The organism is Colwellia sp. MB3u-41 (assembly GCF_014076845.1).
GTDB lineage: Bacteria > Pseudomonadota > Gammaproteobacteria > Enterobacterales > Alteromonadaceae > Colwellia_A.
Genome location: NZ_JACGUT010000047.1, coordinates 78,893 through 98,434, shown reverse-complemented (window position 1 = coordinate 98,434; position 19,542 = coordinate 78,893). Strand labels below are relative to the sequence as shown.

Sequence of the window (19,542 nt, the reverse complement as noted above, 5' to 3'; positions counted from 1 at the left end):
GACAATTAAATCAATAGGATTTTGCATGGTACTTTTTACGCTTATCGTTCAATGAGCTACCAATCCTATGTTTGTTAGAAAGTTAAACATAGGATTGGAGTTTTTAATGCATGATGTTTAAAAATTTTCACCGAAAATTAGGTACAGCGTAGATCATTGAATTAACTGCTCAAAAGTTTGTTTGATTGTTAATTCAATATACAAAACTAAGACTATTAATCTAAAGTCATTTAGGAAAATATTTTATATGACTATACCAATATCACACCAGCCAAGCGGCTTTCTTCTTGGTGATGCCGCGGCCCAAATTACTATTGATGCTTTTATTGATATTTAATGTCCGCATTCGCGCACAATCTGACCAACGTTGCCGAAGTATCAAAATATTACCAAGATAAACCCGTCAATATAATGGGGCACTTGATTACGTTAAGTAATCACGGAAATCTTGGGATATGAGCTTAATAAAAGTTACTTATTTTTAATCTAAGGGAAATATCCAAGCGTTTTTTCAAGCCATTCTTTAGGAGATACGCCCAACTTTTTTCTAAATACGCGCGCTAGCGCTGAGCCATTTTCATAGCCAACTGCATTGGCGACTAACGCCACTGGTTTATCTTGTTGTAATAAACCTTGCGCTATCACAATACGCCAATCAATCACATAATCTCCAGGACTTTGCCCAACAGTACGTTTAAAAAGATCAGCAAATTTTGAACGTGACATTAAGGCAAGCTCTGCCATGGCATCGAGCCCCCATTGCTTCTCGGGCATTTCATGAATGGCAAGTAAGACTTTTGATAATTGTGGGTGCGCTAAACCAGCGAGCAGGCCGTGTTGCATAATATTATTATTAAGCACATGACGAAGTATGTGAATTAGAAACATATCGGTAAGCAAACTAATCATGGGGATCCGTCCGGACTGGTCTTGAAATGCTTCTTCGAATAAACATAGCGCGGTTTGTTTGAGCTTTTCACTATGACTAAGCTTAAAGCACATCAGAGCAGGTAGAGCATTGGCAATTGGATTAGACGTACTTTCATTATAAATGATATTAGCGCAGACCAATTCAGGAGGATTTTCTTCATTGCCAATAATACGGTGTGCGTGGGGAGTAGGAAAATAAAGCACGGTAGGCTCATTGATTAATTCAGACTTTCCTCTTTCATCAATAATCGTCAACTCCCCACTCCGTAATAAGTGCAAGTGCCCTTGATTTGGTTCTCTACTGAAATTACTGACACCACAAAGGCTCCCTGTAAAGAAAACTTCTGTATTCATCGAAAAGCGCTGCAAGATAACTGAAAGTTGATCCATTTTTCTCTCCTTTAGGCTCGTTTAGGACGATTGGGTTCAAAGTTAGGACTATGTCATTCCTTTTGCTTAATTGAAAGCCCTATATTATCAACCAAGGAAAACATCCTTATTCATTAACTGATTAACAAACAAACTTTGAACGTCCCACCTTAAATACTGGAGCAACAAAAATGACACTTTCAACACTGATTAAATCTACCTTCGCTACTTCTGCATTATTGATAAGCAGCCTGAGTTTTGCTGCAAACATTGAAGTGAATGCCAATGGTAATGACTTAGCGATTAAAGGATACGACGCGGTCTCTTATTTTACTAAAGGCGAGCCGACTAAAGGTACTGATAATTTTACCGCCGCATACAATGGTGCCATTTATCAGTTTTCAAGTGCTGATAACCGCGACTTATTTAAAGTTGAGCCAAGTAAATATGCACCACAATACGGTGGTTACTGTGCCTTTGGCGTTACGATGCATAAGAAATTCGATACCGATCCTATGGCTTGGCATATCCGTGGCGATAAATTGTATTTGAATCTAAATAAAAACGTACAAAAGAAATGGGTAACGGATATTCCGAGTTACATCAAAACAGCGCAAACTAATTGGATCGATATTAAAGGGTTAACAGAAGAACAGATTGAAAAAGTTTACGATTAATACTGAGTTACTTAATAACAAGCATGAGATTTTAATGATGAAACAGCTAACATCAGCTGACTCACTTGATGAGTTACTTTCACAGCAAAAAATTTCACTGTTATATTTTACTGCTTCGTGGTGCGGGCCTTGTAAGTCAATGTCACCGGTAGTTGAAGGCGTGTCGGACATGATGAACGGTCGCTTTAATACGATTAAAGTGGATATCGACCAATTGCCTATTTTTGCCGCTGATTATGGGATACGTAGTGTGCCTACGCTGATGTTGGTCAAAAATGGTGAAATTATTGACCAACGTGTTGGTGGGTTACCACCACAGCAATTAATGCAATGGTTAGAGCAGTTAATTTAGCTGCTCACTTTTTAAATATAAGGATTGATGATGAACAATAAATTATTAGTAAGCGCCGCATTGGCCGCGGTAATTTCTACTGGGGTTATTGCTCCAGCAGAAGCAGCAGGTAAAAAAGAAAAATGTTATGGCGTGGCCAAAGCCGCTCAAAACGATTGTGCAAATTTAGCAGGCACCCATTCATGTGCCGGTCAGTCAAAGGTTGATAACGACAAGGGGGAATGGAAATTAGTAACAAAAGGCACGTGTTCAACGCTGGGCGGTTTGTCAAAAAAAGCAGCGAAAGATCACTATAAAGCAACAAAAGGCGCTTAAAGTATGACTATGTCGGTAACAAATAGCGATGTAATAGTAGGTGTTGGTTTAAGGCATCCACATTTTACCGACATACTAACTACAACTAAGCAAATTGACTTTGTTGAGGTACATTCTGAGAATTTTTTTGGTCAAGGAGGAGCCGCTTTGTCTGTGCTTACTCAAGTCAGAGAAATGTACCCTGTTAGTTTGCATTCAACATCTATGGGGCTAGGTTCTACACAGAATGTTCCGATGCAATATTTGGCGAGTTTAAAAACGCTTATGGAAAAAATAGCCCCATTTATGATGTCCGAACATGCCTGTTTTACTTGGGGACAAAAACAAGGGCAGCTTATTCATAGTGGTGACTTATTACCGATTGCTCATAATAAAAAAACGTTAACCAAAATGTCTGAACAAGTGGATAAAGTACAAAACTATTTAGGACGGCAACTGATCATTGAAAATGTTTCTGCCTATGTGAAGTTTGATGAAAGTTACCTTAGTGAAGCGGATTTTTTAGCACAACTTTGCCAACGAACGGGGGCAAAAATATTATTAGATATTAATAATATTGCCGTTAACAGTATGAACTTTGAAAGCGGTGATATTCAACAATCAGTCGCTGATTATATCAATGAATTACCGGTGGCAAGTGTGGCACAAATTCACTTAGCGGGTTGCAGTGAACCTTTAACGGGCGAGATGACCATTGATGATCATGCGCGGCCCGTTTCTGATGATGTTTGGTTAGGCTATCAACAAGCGTTAACACGTTTTGGTGCGGTGCCAACGTTAATTGAATGGGACAGTGATTTACCTCAATGGTCAGTATTGGTTGATGAAGCGAAAAAAGCACGTGATATCGCCCATGCTGTATTAACGAGGAAAAGTGCATGAATGAGCTAGGTAAAAATGAAACAGGAAGAAATGAGTCAACCATTAATGAATCTGCTAAAAATGAACAACACGTGTTATTAGAGGTCATTTGGAATGATGAATCTATTGCCCTAGAACAATGCGGTTTTAATACTCAAGGCATTAACATTTATAGAAAAAATTTATTGGCAAATGCTCAGCGAGCATTATCTATTAGTTTTCCAACGGTGTTTGAATTGCTTGATAGCGACATTAGCGAAAGTCTTGTTTATCAATTTTTACGAGTATCACCACCTAACCTAGGGGATTGGACGCAATGGGGCGAAAAATTTCCTCACTTTTTAGGGACCACAGAAGTGGGGACAGACTACCCGTATCTTGCTGATTGTGCTGTACTCGACTGGCATGTTCATTGTGCATTACATGGACGAGATCAAACCCTTATCTCATCGACATTACAATTGCTTAGTGAGGGGCAACCAGAGCAACTTTTCATCGCCTTTAATCACAATGTCAAAGTATTTAAAACAGCCTATCCATTGACTGAAATTTTTCAGGCTCATCATCACAGTGATGAACTTCAACGAAAATCCGCAATGAGTGCTGCAAAAAAAGCACTGTCAGAAAAAAACATTGAACAAGTTGTGATGATTTTTCGTCCTGAGTTTCAACCGCAAGTGACTACCTTATCGGCCAGTGAAGGGACGTTTATGTTTTCTTTATTGTCTGGACAATCATTGGCGCAATCACTTGATGCGCTGAAATATAACAACGAATTTTCATTCGAACAATGGCTGTTTATCGCGATTGAACGTAACTTAATTAATCTTATTAAAGAGAAGTAACTATGCATACTCTAAACAATCTAGTGTTATCTACTAGCCATTTATATCGTAATGTAGCCAGTAATATCAGCCTTTTAGAACCCCTCGCGTTATTAGCCGCTCGCTGTTATGTGGCTTGGGCGTTTTTTTCCTCCGGGCTTACTAAGTTAAGAGACTGGGACAGCACGTTAATGTTATTTGAATATGAATATCAAGTGCCGATATTACCGTTTGAATTAGCCGCCTATTTAGGCACTGCCGCAGAAATTATTTTACCCTTGTTATTAATCGCAGGATTAGCGAGTCGTTTTTCTGCCTTGGGTTTGTTTTTTGTCAATATTGTCGCAGTCATAAGCTTAGAAGAAATAGCCCCTGCTGCCTTCGCAGAACATATTTTATGGGGAGTATTATTACTACAAGTTGTTATTTTTAGTGGTGGTCGATTTGCCTTGGATCGTATAGCAGAAGAACAATTATTCAATAGGAAAGCATCAAATTAATAACACTTAATTAGGGGCGTAGTTGTGAATTAAAACTATTTTAATTGAGTCCTTACCCGATAGTTGAGCAAGTTTAATGGTTGTACCTGCTTTCCAGATAAATGACCTATACCTATAAAGCATAACTTGTTCAACATACATACATTATTTAGAAGGAAATATAGATGCTCGATTCCATGATACTTACTATTTTACTATGGGCTGCTGCTGCTTTTATTGTCGCCATAGGGATTGGCGTACTTTACGTCTTATTATTATATATCGCTGATGTTACGCAAACTAAGCAAACCATACGGAGAAACTTTCCTGTTATTGGTAGATTTCGATATTATTTTGAACATATGGGTGAATTTTTTCGTCAATACTTTTTCTCCATGGACAGGGAAGAAATGCCATTTAACCGTGCTGAGCGGTCATGGGTTTACCGCGCTGCAAAAAATGTGGACTCTACTATTGCATTTGGTTCAACACGTTCACTCGCTAATGCTGGAGAAGTCATGTTTCTCAGCTGTCCTTTTCCAACCCTAACTGAAGATGCAGCCTTACCAAAAACAATTACGATAGGTGACGGATATGCCAAAAATCCCTACAAAACAAATTCTTTATTTAATGTGTCGGGAATGAGTTTTGGCGCAATATCAAAACAGGCTGTGCTTGCATTATCAACTGGCGCCAAAGAGTCAGGAGCATGGATGAATACTGGGGAAGGTGGTTTATCTTCTTATCACCTTGAAGGTGGGGCAGATATTGTTTTTCAGATAGGCACTGCTAAATATGGCGTAAGAGATGAAAAGGGTAATTTGTGCGATGAAAAGCTGAGAGAAATTGCTGCGCATGACCAAGTAAAAATGTTCGAAATAAAGATGAGTCAAGGCGCAAAACCTGGCAAAGGGGGGATTTTACCTGGAATTAAGGTTTCATCTGAAATAGCAAAAATACGAGGTATCAAAGTAGGTCAAGATTCTATTAGCCCAAATGGCCACAAAGATATCTCTAGCAGTTATGAGCTTTTAGACATGATTGCCCGAGTACGTCGTGTTACCGGTAAACCCGTCGGATTTAAAGCAGTCGTGGGTAGACAAGATTTTTATGACTCATTGTTTAGTAAAATAAACGAAAGAGGAATAGCCTCTGCGCCTGATTTTATCACAATTGACAGTGCCGATGGCGGTACAGGGGCAGCACCACAGAGTTTAATGGATTATATGGGCTTGCCTTTAAAAGAAAGCCTTCCCTTTGTAGTAGACAAGTTAATTGAGTATAAACTGAGAAATAGAATAAAAGTAATAAGTTCAGGTAAGTTAGTAACACCGTCTAATGCTGCTTGGGCACTTGCTATGGGAGCAGATTTTATTACATCTGCCCGAGGTTTCATGTTTTCATTAGGTTGTATACAAGCGTTGCAATGTAACAAAAATACTTGCCCTACAGGCATAGCAACACAAGACCCTAGGTTTCAAAAAGGTCTAAACCCAGCCGATAAATCTGTTCGTGTCGCATCGTATATTAAAAATATGGTTTACGAAGTAGGTACAATTGCACATTCATGCGGTGTAAAGGAGCCTCGTGCACTCAAGAGACATCATGCTAAAGTTGTTACAGAAAATGGGCGAAGTATCTTGTTATCAGACCTTTACCCAATACCGGACCCAGAAGGTTCGCCACATATTGACACGCTAGGAGTATAATTCAGCTATGAATATTCACACTGTTGTTGCTATTACTTTACTTCTCTTAGGTGTAGGTGCATTCGCTATAGTACTTCAGCGTTTCGTACGTATTCCCTATACAATATTATTAGTGGCATTGGGGTTTATTCTCTCCTTGTTCACCGTAGAGTTTGGTATAGAGACGGGTGTGCGTGCGAGCAATTTTCAAGACTTAATGTTATTTATTTTGTTGCCAGTGTTAATATTTGAAGCTGCATTCGTATTAGACAGTAAGCTTTTGTTCAAATATTTGCCCAATATACTAACGCTGGCGACAATAGGTTTACTCATTTCTACCACTGTTATTGCGGTTCTTCTTTATTATGGTATTAATCATTCAGGCTTTCCTTTTATTGCCGCTTTATTAACAGGTGTTGTTATTTCGGCTACCGATCCAGTTGCCGTTGTTAGTCAATTAAAGCAATTAAAAGCGCCTGCAGACTTAAACGTTTTGATTGAAGGGGAAAGCTTATTTAATGATGCTACAGCTATCGTTTTATTTGGCATCATTCTCAGTATTGCTTTAGGGCAAAGTGAGCCTGATGTAACGTCTGCAATCATTACATTTAGCAAAGTGTTTTTGGGCGGGATTATTATTGGCAGTCTGCTGGGCTATATTGCAGCGCTTATAGTTAGGTTCATTAATGTATCTGTGCCGCATATAGTGGTTATTACACTGCTGCTTGCTTATGGAACTTTTTATGTTGCTGAGCACTTATTACACGTATCGGGTATTGTTGCCGTCATGTTTGCTGCCTTGATTTTTAAGAAATCAGTACACCGTTTACTAGAGCATGTTTATACAGGCTTGCACAGTGTGTGGGAGTCACTTGGCTTTATAGCCAACATATTTGTTTTTGTATTACTTGGCTTAGTTGTTAGTCTTAATATGTTTACTGAAATGTGGTTAGCCATTTTATTAGCAATATGTGGCGCCTTTATTGCCCGTATTGCCGCAGTATATATTTCCACGTGGTTAAATCATTTTACCGTAGGACAGCCTATTAACCCCAAATACCCCCCTATAATGATTTGGGGGGGATTGCGCGGCGCTGTCACTATCGCATTAGTATTGTCATTGCCAAAAGAGTTACCTTATTGGTGGACAATTCAATCAATAGGGTTTGGCATTGTTATTTTCACACTTGTCGTTCAAGCAACGACTACTCCTATTCTAGTTAGAAAATTAAAAATTTAACTCAAGGGTCTTTTATTTTAACTCATTGATAAATTAATCAAATAGAGTTAAATAAAGGCTACTGAGTTAAGTTCTTCATTATTAGTATGCTCAGTATTGTTCGTTTTGTATACGTTTTTTAACCATGAATCTAGAGTAATCAAGGGAACACCCATATGACGATACCAATACCACATCGTGCAAGCGGTTTTCTACTTGGTGATGCCGCTGCGCAAATAAGCATTAATGCGTTTATTAATATCCAATGTCCGCATTCGCGTATTATTTGGCCAACCCCTACATTATTTATCAACAATGCTGGAAATATCCCCGTTAATGACAAATCAAATTTAGCGCAGTGAAAAACAGTGATTGAACCTTTGTTAGATACATAATAGTCCATCGTTATAGTCATAATAAAATGTGCTAGACAGCATTTTTATTAAAAATAAGAGATAGAATCAATGAGAACAAAAATAGAATTTCCTAGCCAAGAACAAAATTTAGCTGGTTTGCTAGAAACGCCGGATCAAAAAATACGAGCCTATGTGCTGTTTGCTCATTGTTTTACCTGTGGTAAAGATGTTGCAGCGGCCTCGCGAATTAGTCGATTTCTTGTGCAACATGGTTTTGCAGTTTTTCGGTTTGACTTTACAGGTTTGGGAAACAGTGACGGTGATTTTGCCAATACAAATTTTTCATCCAATACTGAAGATTTACTATCAGCAGCAAAATTTCTAGAGCAGCATTATCAAGCACCTCAACTATTAATTGGCCATAGCCTGGGTGGTGCTGCGGTTTTAGCTATGGCGGCACAGCTTCCCAAAGTAAAAGCGGTTGTGACCATCGGCGCACCGTTTGAAGCAAGCCATGTCATACACAACTTTGATGCCCATATAGAAACAATAGAGCAAAGTGGTTCGGCGAAAGTAAGTTTAGGTACGCGTGACTTTACTATTAAAAAACAATTTTTAGATGATTTACGTAATCAAACCACAGAGCATATAAAGCACCTTAATAAAGCTTTACTGGTATTACATTCTCCTGTTGACTTAACCGTAGATATTACTGATGCCGAGCAAATTTACAAAGCTGCCAAGCACCCTAAAAGCTTTGTTAGCTTGGACACTGCCGATCATCTTTTATCAAAATCAGTAGATAGTGAATATGTCGCGCAAACTATTTCAGGGTGGGCAAGCCGTTATATTCCTGCGCTAGAAACATCTCGTCCCAGTCTCACAAAAGGACATGTTTTGGTGGCCGAGATAGACCATAAATTTCAACAAGATATTTTTAGTGATCACCATCACTGGAATGCAGATGAACCGGTACAAGTCGGTGGAAAAAATTCAGGCCCAGATCCTTATGAGCATTTACTGGCTGCTTTAGGTGCCTGTACTGCAATGACCATTCGGATGTACGCTACTCGCAAGGATATTCCACTCGAGCATGTGGAAGTGTCGTTATCACACGAACGTAATTATTTAGAAGATGCGAGTAATGTGACTGAAAAAAACAAGAATATGGAGTCATTAATTCGCAAAGTTCAGTTGTTTGGACCGTTAAACGATGCAGAAAAAAATCGACTAATGGAAATAGCTAACCGTTGTCCTGTGCACCGAACGTTGCACAATGATCCCCAAATTATTACCACATTGGTTGAAGGGTAGGAGACAGTGCTATGATCCCAGGTGAATATTGGTTTAATTATGTCTTCTAAGCAAAAGTGAGTATAAATCTAACTCGCTCTGGGCGCCATTGCGCTATAGGGTATATATCCTAATGTTAGCTATCCCTAAAGATAGTTGACATGAAAATAGAGTTAATTACTTTAATAATTAGGTTGGCTTGGTGGCATTAGTTAGCCTAATCACTCAACACTAAGTTGTTCAATTTTTTGCTTGTAAATGATCAAATGATCAAATGCTTAAGACTTCTTGGTGCGCAATGCGGAAGAAAATTTTTGAAACTATGAGTGTTTGTCTAGGTCGGCTGTAAGTTTGGTAGTTGACCTAACCTAGCCGATAGCTAACTTTAAAATTTAAGGCAAAGCAGACGTTGCCGAAATCGGTTTTATAATCACAAAAAGTAAATTACACCTATAGTATGAGAGTATCAACTCCGTCGCCTGAAAGCACATTATAGTCGTTCACATTCTATTTTTAGAGTTTATAATAATTTTATTTTAACGAATGGAAATCTTTTACTAAGAACAAATTTAAAAAGAACCAATTCCCTAAAACGTCAGCGCAACATATTGGTTTAGTTGATAAAACGTTTAACGTGCAGGATATTCTTGAATTTAGTGTTGAAAGGTTAGCTATAGTTAGGAAATTAAAGGATAAACCGGCTATTAGTACAAATATGAAACCAGAATTTTTTGAGGTTAATATTGAGTGTGCGCATATCTAGTGAAAATTTTATTATATTTTAATACCTTACATATTAGCTTTACAGTAAAACTTAAATTTATAGCAAAAAAAACACCTTTAATATTAAGGTGCTTTTTTGTTGAGCTATAACGAAAAAATTATTGCTTTTTAAAGCGTCTAGTAACTAACCCCATTATACCTAATGCGAAAATAGCTAAAGTTGAAGGTTCAGGAACAGAAGCTACGGGATTTACAGGATTTGTAAAAGTACGTTCTACTCCATCATATGTTAACCTATAACTACCATAGGGTACATTGTCACTCGTATGACCAATACCGTCATAAAAATATACCGCTGCTTTGTCTTGAATTTGGGTAGAAAAATCTATATCACTTAAGGTAGGGGTATTACCTGCAAGATCGACAGTTCCTACTATTAATACATAATCACCCGCAAATAAGTTCATAGAAATATAGCTATCAAAATGAGATGTTGACCCATCAGCACCAGCTATTGTGAGATCCGAAAAGTCATCATTACTTGTTAACAATGAATTATTATCTAAAATACCATCATTTTTTAATAACCACATCATAGAATTGATCATGTTCGATCCATCCACTTCTCCCCATGAGAATATATCGAATATGGCATCTGTGTCTGTATTAGCAGTAAAGTAATATATATCAAAACTTGCTAATTGATCCTCATATTTCCAAATACCACTATCAATTAATCCTGCATTAGCCATATTACAAACAGAAAACATCAGACCAGCTACAGCAGCCTGTATAAATTTTAATTTCATGAAATATTTCTTATTAATCCCTTTCCATAGATTTTGGATTGGCAGTGTAAAAATAAATTGTTATTAATTATCGACTTAACTTAAGCAAATATAAAGCCAAGCACTAAAAAACGCATCTTTTCATCGAGTTAGGGGTTTTTACTGTTGTAGGGCATAGCTTGTTGTAAATAAAGCCAACACTGGTAGTTTAAAAAACAACCAGTTTAATTCTGTTATTAGTTGAAATATAGGTAAATTTATTCACTTGCCTATTAACCAAAAAAAATGATTAATATGAGAGAGTATCTTTGAGCGTCGTTTCTCTTGGGAAGATAACTTGTTGTAATTTGATATATTTCCCTTTGTACACATTAGGTTATTGTAAGGTTTTCTGTTGACTCGCCTGAAGCTCTACAAAATAATCAACTTTATCAATATTGGAGTACTAAAATTAAATCTTCATTTGAAGGGAGTTTAGCTGAAGGTAAAAATGAAGAAGTATTTCAATATAAAATCACTTCAAATGACAATGGAATAAGTGCTGTGTACATGACCTAATATTCTGAAATATACATTACTATAGCTTTATGGGGCCAATAATACTAAATCAATTTATACATACAAGAAACAACTTAAACTGACAATACAATTACGTGAAAGACCGCTATCAGGGAGCTGCTAGCGTAATGGCTTTATTCAGCCATGTCCGCTGTAGATCAAAACATACAAATTTTTGCAGTGAAAAGTCTCAAATGTTTACTTCTGCTTTGTGGCATTAGTTAGCCTAATCACTCAACATTAAGTCGTTCAATTTTTTGCTTGTAAATGATCAAATGCTTAGGTCTTCTGCGTGGCAAAAGTGATCATTATAAGCCAGTTTCATTTAGTGATAGGGGGTCTTAAACATTATGTGTCGTTATGTAAATGAGACCCAGGAGAATACTATCAGCCCTTACAAGATTAACCCATAAAAAAACTCAACTTATTTTATTGACTTTTTAATGTATACGCCTTAGTTTTTTATAGTAGTTCCTCTAGTGGCAATTTTATTGAATAAAACCAGTGCTCATATTCGTCCCGCCAAACTTAGAAAAACTCGTTAATCAAAAGACTAGCGGTTTTTTGAATTTTGTATCTAAGAATATTCACGTTAAATGATATATATTAATATCGCGAAGGAAATAATCATTTATTAATATGCTTTATCTTCATTAAAGGATTGTTCTGTTTGTTTTCTCACTCCAAATTTTTTAACTACTGCTTTTTCCTGTGCTGTCCCTAATGCAGTAAAAGTATCTTTTTCCGCGGTGAGCAATTTCACGTTTTTATTATGATTATCAAAATCAAAATCAAAATCAAAATCAACTTGACAAGTTAATGATTACAATCATTAATATTACCTACATTGAGATAGAGTAATCAAAACTCTGTGCCCATTGGTTTTACAATCATCTCGTTAGATAATTCTCGTTCTTAATCTGCGGCATAGAGTTTCTTAAAATTTTTTAAATCCCAGCCAATCATTACTTTATTACCGATTTTGAGAGCTGGTACAGAGCTAGCGCCTATAGCGTCGAGCTCTTTTCTACCGCGCTGCATTTTCGCATTTGTTAATCTGTATTGAATGCCATTATCATCCAAGTATTTTTGAGCTTGACGGCAATGGGGGCATTTCTCTGAAATATATAAAACAACACGTTTCATCACAAACCTTTACAGAACTGTTAAAGACTCACTATTTTACTGAACTTTCGATCCTATACAAAGAAAATTAATCTATTCGAGTAAATCAATGCGGTAAAAGTATTTGAAGTAGTCGTTTTTGCTTTGATTTAATCGTTTCGGGTTAGAGATGTCAACACCAACAATGAGCTTGCAGGCGTCATACACTCTAAGCTTGATTGTACGTAAGCATTACTGGTTCCTGAGCCAGTAACGGTGCATTCATCGTTAAATTGTTAACATTCACTTTGTGCGTATCGCTGAGGGTATAGATTGGCTTTTTCTTTAGGGTAACCACTTTGTTTGTTGGCTAAGATATTGTTTGTTACCCATCAATAAATAGCACCCAATGGTTGTGGTTACCCATTACCGTATACGCACCGACCGTAAAACATTTCTTAGCATACGGTATTTCTCTTTACCCCAATCAGGCGATGCGGATAATTTTGCCTGGTGTGCTTGTTTTCACCATAAAGAAAGTCACGTTTAACCTATCGTGAGACAAGGTAATATTTTTAGTCTAACCGGCTAATCTATACCTGTCTTTATTTACTTTATTTACTTTTTTTTCTTGTTCTATTTGTTTTGTTTGCTTTACTTACCTTTTTTTTGACTTGTTTAGGCGCTTTTGAAAACTCTTTATGGAAAGGCTGTTCTGTAACAATAGGAATAACTTGCCCTATGCTATTTTCAATATTAATTAATTGTCTTATATCGTTTTCTACAGCAAATGAAATTGCCATGCCACTTTTTCCAGCACGAGCAGTTCGTCCTATACGGTGTATGTAGTTTCTTGGGTCTTCAGGAAGATTATAGTTAATGACTAAATTAATATTATCAACATCAATTCCGCGAGCGGCAACATCAGTGGCAACGAGTACTCTTAGATTAGAATCTTTAAAGTTTTGTAAGGCTTCTTCCCTAACGACTTGTGTTTTACTACTGTGGAGGCTCGCGGCAGTTATTGATGCTTTTTCTAGTGCTTTAACAATGATGTCAGCGCCATACTTTGTTTTACAAAAGATGAGCACTTTTTTATAATCAGGATTTTTCAAGAGATTAAAGAGTAAAGGTACTTTATTCGCTTTTTCAAGGTGGTATACACTTTGATTAACCAAGTCGATAGTAACCGTTTCAGCAGTAATTTGAATTTTTATTGGACTAGTTAATATTGCTGTCGCTAGTATTTCTATTTCAGCAGGCATAGTCGCTGAAAACAATAGTGTTTGTCGGTTCTTTGGCAGTTTAGCTATAATAGTTTGAACATCCTTAAAGAACCCCATATCAAGCATTGTATCTGCTTCATCTAACACAAATACTTCCAACGCCTTAAAATTTATGTCGCCCGTTTCAATTAAATCCAATAACCTTCCAGGGGTGGCCACTAAAATATCAAGTCCAAGTGCGATAGAGTCAACTTGATTTTGTCTTCCTACGCCACCGTAAACAACCTTAGTTTTAAGCCCTAAACCATCAGAGTAGTCATCAATGTTTTGCATTATTTGTGAAGCAAGCTCTCTTGTGGGCGTTAGTATTAGCGAACGCGTACTCTTAGCTTCTATTTCTATTTTATTTCGACCAAAATTATTGATAATTGGCAATGAAAAAGCCGCCGTTTTTCCTGTTCCCGTTTGCGCTATACCAAGCAGATCATTCCCATCAATAAGAGCCGGAATACATTCTTTTTGGATCGGTGTGGGCTCTTTATAGCCCTTAAGAGTAACGCGATCAATAATTGACTCTAAAAGTGAAAATTCTTTAAATTCTGACATGCTGCCTCGGTGTCCTTTAATCAATAGCCTATTATTCTAACAGAATGTTTTAACATAATTAAGATGTATTCATAGTGACAATGTCTAACGAATTCCAACAACATATCTTATAAAAAAAATACTACCGTAATAAAGTGTTCTGACCCTTTGATTTTGTTTCTAAAGGAAGATCTATTTCTTTTGAACGACGCACTTAACCGAGGAAACTATTGATGTTAACGTCCGCTCTGTCGTAAACATCTTTCATTAGAAAAAAGGGTAACGTCTGCTTTTATACAAATACTACGCATTATTCTTGAACGTTGATGTTAAAATTACGTCTTCGTAGATTTACCACTAACAAAATAACTGCTACTTTTAATTTTATTAACCATTGCTATAGCTTTATAATGTTAGGCAATAACAGCCTATAGCTTAAAGAAGATATAAGAATAGAATATATGAGATATTGGAAGATTATCTGCGTTGTATTACTACTCAGCGCTTGTACTAATAGCAACTGGCGCACGGCTAGTCGAGAACCAGCAGGCATTGCTTCATTACCGAGTGAAGATAACCGGGCTATTATAGAATTCTATGCTGCTGACGCTTTTAGTTGGCGTGGTTGGTTTGCGGTTCATCCTTGGGTCGCAATAAAAGAAGAGCAAGCGACTCAATATAGTGTTTATGAGGTTACGGGTTGGCAAGTTAGGCGAGGCCTATCGGCAATAAAGCACTATGAAACACTCACACCTGACAGATATTGGTATGGGTCAAAGCCTACATTATTACTCTCTATTAAAGGAGATAAAGCCGCAAAGCTTATTCCTAAAATTAAATCAGCTATAGCCCTTTATCCTTGGTTACATGAATACAGTATGTTCCCAGGCCCTAATAGTAATACTTTTATTGCTTGGATAGGTAATCAAGTACCAGAACTTGAATTAGAACTCCCTTTAAGTGCCATTGGCAGTAGCTACGCAAACTAAGTTTTTTTATTTAGTGTCACAACAATATACAAAGAGCGAAATTATGCATCAATCACGTTTATTAAAAAATGGTTCTTTCATTAACGGCCAATGGTTATCATCTCTGGAAAAATTTGACGTAACGAATCCATTTGACAACAGTGTAATAGCAAGCGTTTCAAATGCTGGCGTTGATGAAACGACACAAGCAGTTCAAGCGGCTAAGGGGGCCTTAGCTGCTTGGTCTCAAAAGCCAGCAAACGAACGTGCGATATTAATGCGAAAATGGTTCGACCTTGTCATAAAAAATAAAGATGAATTAGCTAAAATACTCACATTAGAGCAGGGGAAGCCCTTAGCTGAAGCCAAAGGTGAAATTGTTTATGGAGGCTCATTTATTGAGTGGTTCTCTGAAGAAGGGAAGCGAGTTTATGGTGACACTATACAAGCGTTAAGTAGCGACAAGCGAATTGTTGTAATCAAGCAACCAGTAGGTGTTGTTGCCGCGATAACACCATGGAACTTTCCAAATGCAATGATTGCACGAAAAGCTGCCGCTGCATTAGCTGCCGGTTGTACCTTCGTTGTCAGGCCCGCTTCGCTTACCCCTTTGTCAGCGCTAGCCTTGGCGGAGCTTTCAAAGCAAGCTGGTATACCTGACGGAGTCTTTAATGTCGTCGTTGGAACCGACTCACGTGCGATGGGGGAAGTGTTAACCACTCACCCTGATGTGGCTAAGTTTACTTTTACGGGGTCAACCGAAGTGGGTAAAGCTTTAATTAAACAATGTGCTTCTACAGTTAAAAAAGTATCAATGGAACTTGGTGGTAACGCGCCATTTATTGTTTTTGATGATGCAGATATTGACGCGGCGGTTCAAGGCGCTATCGCTTCAAAGTACCGCAATGCCGGTCAAACCTGTGTGTGTACTAATCGTATTTTGGTACAAGAAGCCGTTTTAGAAGCATTCACCCAAAAATTTGTAAAAGCGGTTAAAGCGTTGAAAGTAGGTAATGGTTTAGAGAATAACGTGTATGTTGGCCCTATGGTGTCTACTGCAGCTGTTGAAGATGTCGAGCAGTTAGTTGCCAAATCTCTTAATTCTGGTGCTAAATTACTGACAGGGGGACGATCTGAAATGGGTAATTGCTTTTACCTACCCACCGTTTTAGCTAATGTAACCAACGACATGGCAATTGCTGCCAATGAAATTTTTGGCCCTGTGGCGCCTATTATTAGTTTTAAAACAGAGAAAGAAGCCATTGAAATTGCCAATGATACCGAATACGGTTTGTCAGCTTACTTTTATGCCCGTGATATTGGACGTGTTTGGCGAGTATCAGAAGCATTAGAGTTTGGAATGATAGGTATTAACGAGGGCCTAATTTCTAACGCAGCCGCTCCCTTTGGTGGTGTTAAGCAATCAGGTGGTGGGCGAGAAGGCTCTAAATATGGCCTTGATGATTATCTAGAAATTAAATATCTTTGTATGGGCGGTATTTAATTTTCTGATTTTGTATTGGCCACTAAAGACTATTTTATTAAGTTGTTGGATTGATTAACGTTAAAAAATATTCTTTATTGGTTGAAATGTTGTCAATTTTAATGGGGTAATGAAGTATTTGGTTGAAGTAGTTTGCAAATTGAGATATTTGAAGGACTAATTTTCTGGCGTCGTTTATAAACATAGAACAAATTTGATTATCTTTGAGTTCTTCACGATTAATTTGAAATGGATATTGAGATGTCTCTGATATCCATAATGCACTTCTAAGTTTGGCTTGAATGAACTTCATTTCAGCGTTGGTAGCATTTAGTGTATTGGTCCATTTAATGACTTTTGATAGTTGGTCGTACAAATGATTACCATAGGCGTGTTGGTGCACTTTGGTTTGTATACTCTCTTGCATGATTGATAAGAGAGGCTTTTGTAATTGATAAGAATAAAGAGCACTTTTTTTTTGACTCGTTCTAAAGTCAAATCCTTCACCCAATAAACAAAGTTCTCCTATGGCAGTATTAATATTTTTACTTTTTTGAGTGATTTGTGAATATTGGTTCGCTATTTGTGAAATTTGAGCATACTCATGCATGTGTGTTAATTTTTTTGGATACCCAGAACCATCAAGCTTTTCTTCGTGCTGCTCTATGGACTCTAACACTAACTTATTTTCTAACCCCGCAATTTTAACAATTTCTTTGCTTAAAATAGGATGAACTAACTGTGCGTCTTTCATCTTTTTATTTAATCGGGCATAGCCTATATTTTCGAAAAACAGTACGGAGATTAGTTCAAATAATTCGTTTGCAGAATAGTTATTTGCTTTGCCAACATGAGTGCCAAAAACTAAGTTTAATAATGTATTCTCATAAGCTAGAGGGTTCAAATGTGAAAATATCTTTAGATGATCAACAATTTCTTTAGGAATGGAGTCCTGCTCTATATATTCAGAAATAGTTGCAAGTGTTCCTTTTAATTGAAAATTATTTAATACGGGGTTTTTTTTTGCAAGTTCTAGAATAGGACTTAATAAATCTTGGGTCGATTGTTTATGAGTAAGTGAAATAACATCTTCATGCCCTATAACGCCTTCTTTTTGTAAGTTCTCTAATCTTATTTTAATTTTATCTGTAATTTCAGTTCCTGCTTTTAAAAATACTCTTTTCCCTTGTGGATCCGTAATATCTTTACTGATCCCACATTTTATTCCTGAATTTAATATATGCGTTGAAAATTGTTTAGATGTTTCTTTCACCAGTTGGTTAATAACTTTCACATTCGATCCTTGAATTTATTATTGTCTACTGAAAATTTTATATAGTTAACTGTAGGAATGAATGTGCTTTTTTGCAAAGCAAGTTATTAAACCATTTATTACTAAGAAAGCTTACGCTAATATATAGTCAAAGTGCTATTATGGTTTACATTCAACTTTATTAGATTATCAATAAAATGTTAGTTTTACTTCCTAAGACAGGATGTAGTTTAACCTAGCACATACCACTTATTCTGGCGGTAACATATCACTGTTTGAATGAATATCCGATGACATCGTTGAAAAGGGATACAGTATTCGCCCTTATGCTTTGCCCAAAGATTTAACATGCTTGTTACTACAGCATATTATCGAACTTCCCACGGGTAAATTTAAACGTGCGGGTATAGGTTGAGCTAAAGGTCATATGATTAATGACTTTATTCGAACAGACGAAATTAGCTGGATAACTCATAACAATCTAGCAAGTTGTGCTTGGATAAACTGTACAGAATCACTACAGGCTTATTTGAATAGGCGTTTATTTCTCGGTTTATTTTCTTTTGAAAGTCATTTTGCTCATTATGCCAAAGGTGATTTTTATAAGCGGCACAAAGACGCCTTAAAAGGTGAAGGTAATCGTGTGTTATCAGTAGTGGTATATCTCCATCAACAGTCGTCTGCAGATGATGGTGGCGAGTTAGTTATTTATGATAAAAAGTCTCGCATTTTTGCCGTTGTTGATAATAGTGAAATAAAGGTAATACCAAGCTTTGGCACAATAGTGATATTTTTAAGTGAAGAGTTTTCACATGAAGTATTACCCATAAAGCGAGACAGATACTCTATAGCGGGCTGGTTTCGTTTAAATAACAGCATTGCCAATAATATTGATCCACCAAGCTAATGAGAAACTAATGAAAATTCATGAGAGCGTAGCTATTGTCTAAAGTGATCCCCAAGTTGCATATTATCAGCGAATTACATGATATTAATCAGTCAATTATACCTTTAAAAGCTTTAGCTGATAGAGAAAGAGTCTCTATTTATGGTTTGACGGGCATGGTTTATACACCCTACATTGATGATTATATGCAGGAAAGTATAAAAAAAGCAGCGATACTCGCTTGCTTAAAAGAACAAGGCATATTGGCATTATCATCGGTAGAGCTAATCAGTGCAGTATTAGAGGGCTTATATAAAAGAGCTAAAAATAACGCGGTTGTTGAGTATGAAGGTAGGTTTTATCAGCGCCGATTTTCGCCATTAAAATTAAGTAAATCAGGTAAGGTTGTTCATAAATGGGCGAGATATTGGTTTTTACAATCACCTAATGGCAACGTTGACCCTCATTGGGAAAGTGAGGTTCGAGAGATCTGGCCTTCCTATTTTTTGATTAGAACAACCGATTTGTAAATAAAGGCGTCTCGTTTCTCGTCATTGATGTTACTTTTTGGCTGATCAACGACTA

General features: G+C 37.0%; 19 protein-coding genes. 14 read left to right on the top strand and 5 right to left on the bottom strand.

Annotation, left to right across the window (positions count from 1 at the left end):
* Positions 1 to 486: 486 nt before the first annotated feature.
* Positions 487 to 1,320 (bottom strand): AraC family transcriptional regulator, encoded by an 834-nt coding sequence (locus H4J73_RS02805; protein ID WP_182181072.1) that lies wholly within the window; start codon positions 1,318 to 1,320, stop codon positions 487 to 489.
* Positions 1,321 to 1,490: 170 nt separating this feature from the next.
* Here H4J73_RS02805 and H4J73_RS02800 point away from each other — a divergent pair, with 170 nt between their 5' ends.
* The 10 genes from H4J73_RS02800 (at position 1,491) to H4J73_RS02755 (ending at position 9,384) form a co-directional block, all read left to right on the top strand.
* Positions 1,491 to 1,976, top strand: coding sequence for a YHS domain-containing (seleno)protein (locus H4J73_RS02800; RefSeq protein ID WP_182223700.1), 486 nt, complete (start codon positions 1,491 to 1,493; stop codon positions 1,974 to 1,976).
* Positions 1,957 to 2,328: a co-chaperone YbbN gene (locus H4J73_RS02795; protein ID WP_182223699.1), complete on the top strand. Its 372-nt coding sequence runs from the start codon at positions 1,957 to 1,959 to the stop codon at positions 2,326 to 2,328. The genes H4J73_RS02800 and H4J73_RS02795 overlap by 20 nt, the downstream gene beginning before the upstream one ends.
* A gap of 30 nt (positions 2,329 to 2,358) precedes the next feature.
* A complete protein-coding gene (locus H4J73_RS02790) occupies positions 2,359 to 2,643 on the top strand; it encodes a DUF2282 domain-containing protein (RefSeq protein WP_182181069.1) in 285 nt (94 codons plus the stop codon).
* 3 nt (positions 2,644 to 2,646) lie between these two features.
* Complete coding sequence (locus H4J73_RS02785) at positions 2,647 to 3,525, top strand: DUF692 family multinuclear iron-containing protein (protein WP_259366726.1); 879 nt, start codon at positions 2,647 to 2,649, stop codon at positions 3,523 to 3,525.
* Entirely contained in the window at positions 3,522 to 4,349 is an 828-nt protein-coding gene (locus H4J73_RS02780) for a putative DNA-binding domain-containing protein (protein ID WP_182181068.1), read from the top strand. The genes H4J73_RS02785 and H4J73_RS02780 overlap by 4 nt, the downstream gene beginning before the upstream one ends.
* A gap of 2 nt (positions 4,350 to 4,351) precedes the next feature.
* Positions 4,352 to 4,828, top strand: coding sequence for a DoxX family protein (locus H4J73_RS02775; protein ID WP_182181067.1), 477 nt, complete (start codon positions 4,352 to 4,354; stop codon positions 4,826 to 4,828).
* A 164-nt stretch (positions 4,829 to 4,992) separates the two neighbouring features.
* Positions 4,993 to 6,516, top strand: coding sequence for an FMN-binding glutamate synthase family protein (locus H4J73_RS02770; protein ID WP_182181066.1), 1,524 nt, complete (start codon positions 4,993 to 4,995; stop codon positions 6,514 to 6,516).
* 7 nt (positions 6,517 to 6,523) lie between these two features.
* Positions 6,524 to 7,735 carry a sodium:proton antiporter gene (locus H4J73_RS02765; protein WP_182181065.1) on the top strand — a complete coding sequence of 404 codons (1,212 nt, stop codon included), beginning with the start codon at positions 6,524 to 6,526 and terminating at the stop codon, positions 7,733 to 7,735.
* Between the two features lie 155 nt (positions 7,736 to 7,890).
* Positions 7,891 to 8,076, top strand: coding sequence for a hypothetical protein (locus H4J73_RS02760; protein ID WP_182181064.1), 186 nt, complete (start codon positions 7,891 to 7,893; stop codon positions 8,074 to 8,076).
* Positions 8,077 to 8,178: 102 nt separating this feature from the next.
* Positions 8,179 to 9,384 (top strand): bifunctional alpha/beta hydrolase/OsmC family protein, encoded by a 1,206-nt coding sequence (locus tag H4J73_RS02755; protein ID WP_182181063.1) that lies wholly within the window; start codon positions 8,179 to 8,181, stop codon positions 9,382 to 9,384.
* Positions 9,385 to 10,244: 860 nt separating this feature from the next.
* Here the strand turns inward: H4J73_RS02755 and H4J73_RS20325 are convergent.
* The 3 genes from H4J73_RS20325 to H4J73_RS02740 form a co-directional block, all read right to left on the bottom strand.
* Complete coding sequence (locus H4J73_RS20325) at positions 10,245 to 10,895, bottom strand: DVUA0089 family protein (protein ID WP_182188811.1); 651 nt, start codon at positions 10,893 to 10,895, stop codon at positions 10,245 to 10,247.
* Positions 10,896 to 12,347: 1,452 nt separating this feature from the next.
* Positions 12,348 to 12,578, bottom strand: coding sequence for a glutaredoxin family protein (locus H4J73_RS02745; protein WP_182181062.1), 231 nt, complete (start codon positions 12,576 to 12,578; stop codon positions 12,348 to 12,350).
* Positions 12,579 to 13,150: 572 nt separating this feature from the next.
* Positions 13,151 to 14,368 carry a DEAD/DEAH box helicase gene (locus tag H4J73_RS02740; protein ID WP_182223698.1) on the bottom strand — a complete coding sequence of 406 codons (1,218 nt, stop codon included), beginning with the start codon at positions 14,366 to 14,368 and terminating at the stop codon, positions 13,151 to 13,153.
* A gap of 440 nt (positions 14,369 to 14,808) precedes the next feature.
* Between H4J73_RS02740 and H4J73_RS02735 the strand changes: the two genes are divergently transcribed.
* Positions 14,809 to 15,336 (top strand): DUF3750 domain-containing protein, encoded by a 528-nt coding sequence (locus tag H4J73_RS02735; protein ID WP_182181060.1) that lies wholly within the window; start codon positions 14,809 to 14,811, stop codon positions 15,334 to 15,336.
* Between the two features lie 43 nt (positions 15,337 to 15,379).
* Positions 15,380 to 16,819, top strand: coding sequence for an NAD-dependent succinate-semialdehyde dehydrogenase (locus H4J73_RS02730; RefSeq protein WP_182223697.1), 1,440 nt, complete (start codon positions 15,380 to 15,382; stop codon positions 16,817 to 16,819).
* Positions 16,820 to 16,856: 37 nt separating this feature from the next.
* Here the strand turns inward: H4J73_RS02730 and H4J73_RS02725 are convergent, their stop codons facing one another.
* On the bottom strand, positions 16,857 to 18,092 hold the full coding sequence (locus tag H4J73_RS02725) for a hypothetical protein (RefSeq protein WP_182181058.1): 1,236 nt from the start codon (positions 18,090 to 18,092) through the stop codon (positions 16,857 to 16,859).
* Between the two features lie 406 nt (positions 18,093 to 18,498).
* Here H4J73_RS02725 and H4J73_RS02720 point away from each other — a divergent pair, with 406 nt between their 5' ends.
* The gene (locus H4J73_RS02720; protein WP_310649690.1) at positions 18,499 to 18,978 is read left to right on the top strand and encodes a 2OG-Fe(II) oxygenase; all 480 of its coding nucleotides are present in this window, start codon (positions 18,499 to 18,501) and stop codon (positions 18,976 to 18,978) included.
* 44 nt (positions 18,979 to 19,022) lie between these two features.
* A complete protein-coding gene (locus tag H4J73_RS02715) occupies positions 19,023 to 19,487 on the top strand; it encodes a hypothetical protein (RefSeq protein WP_310649691.1) in 465 nt (154 codons plus the stop codon).
* The last annotated feature ends 55 nt before the right edge of the window (positions 19,488 to 19,542 follow it).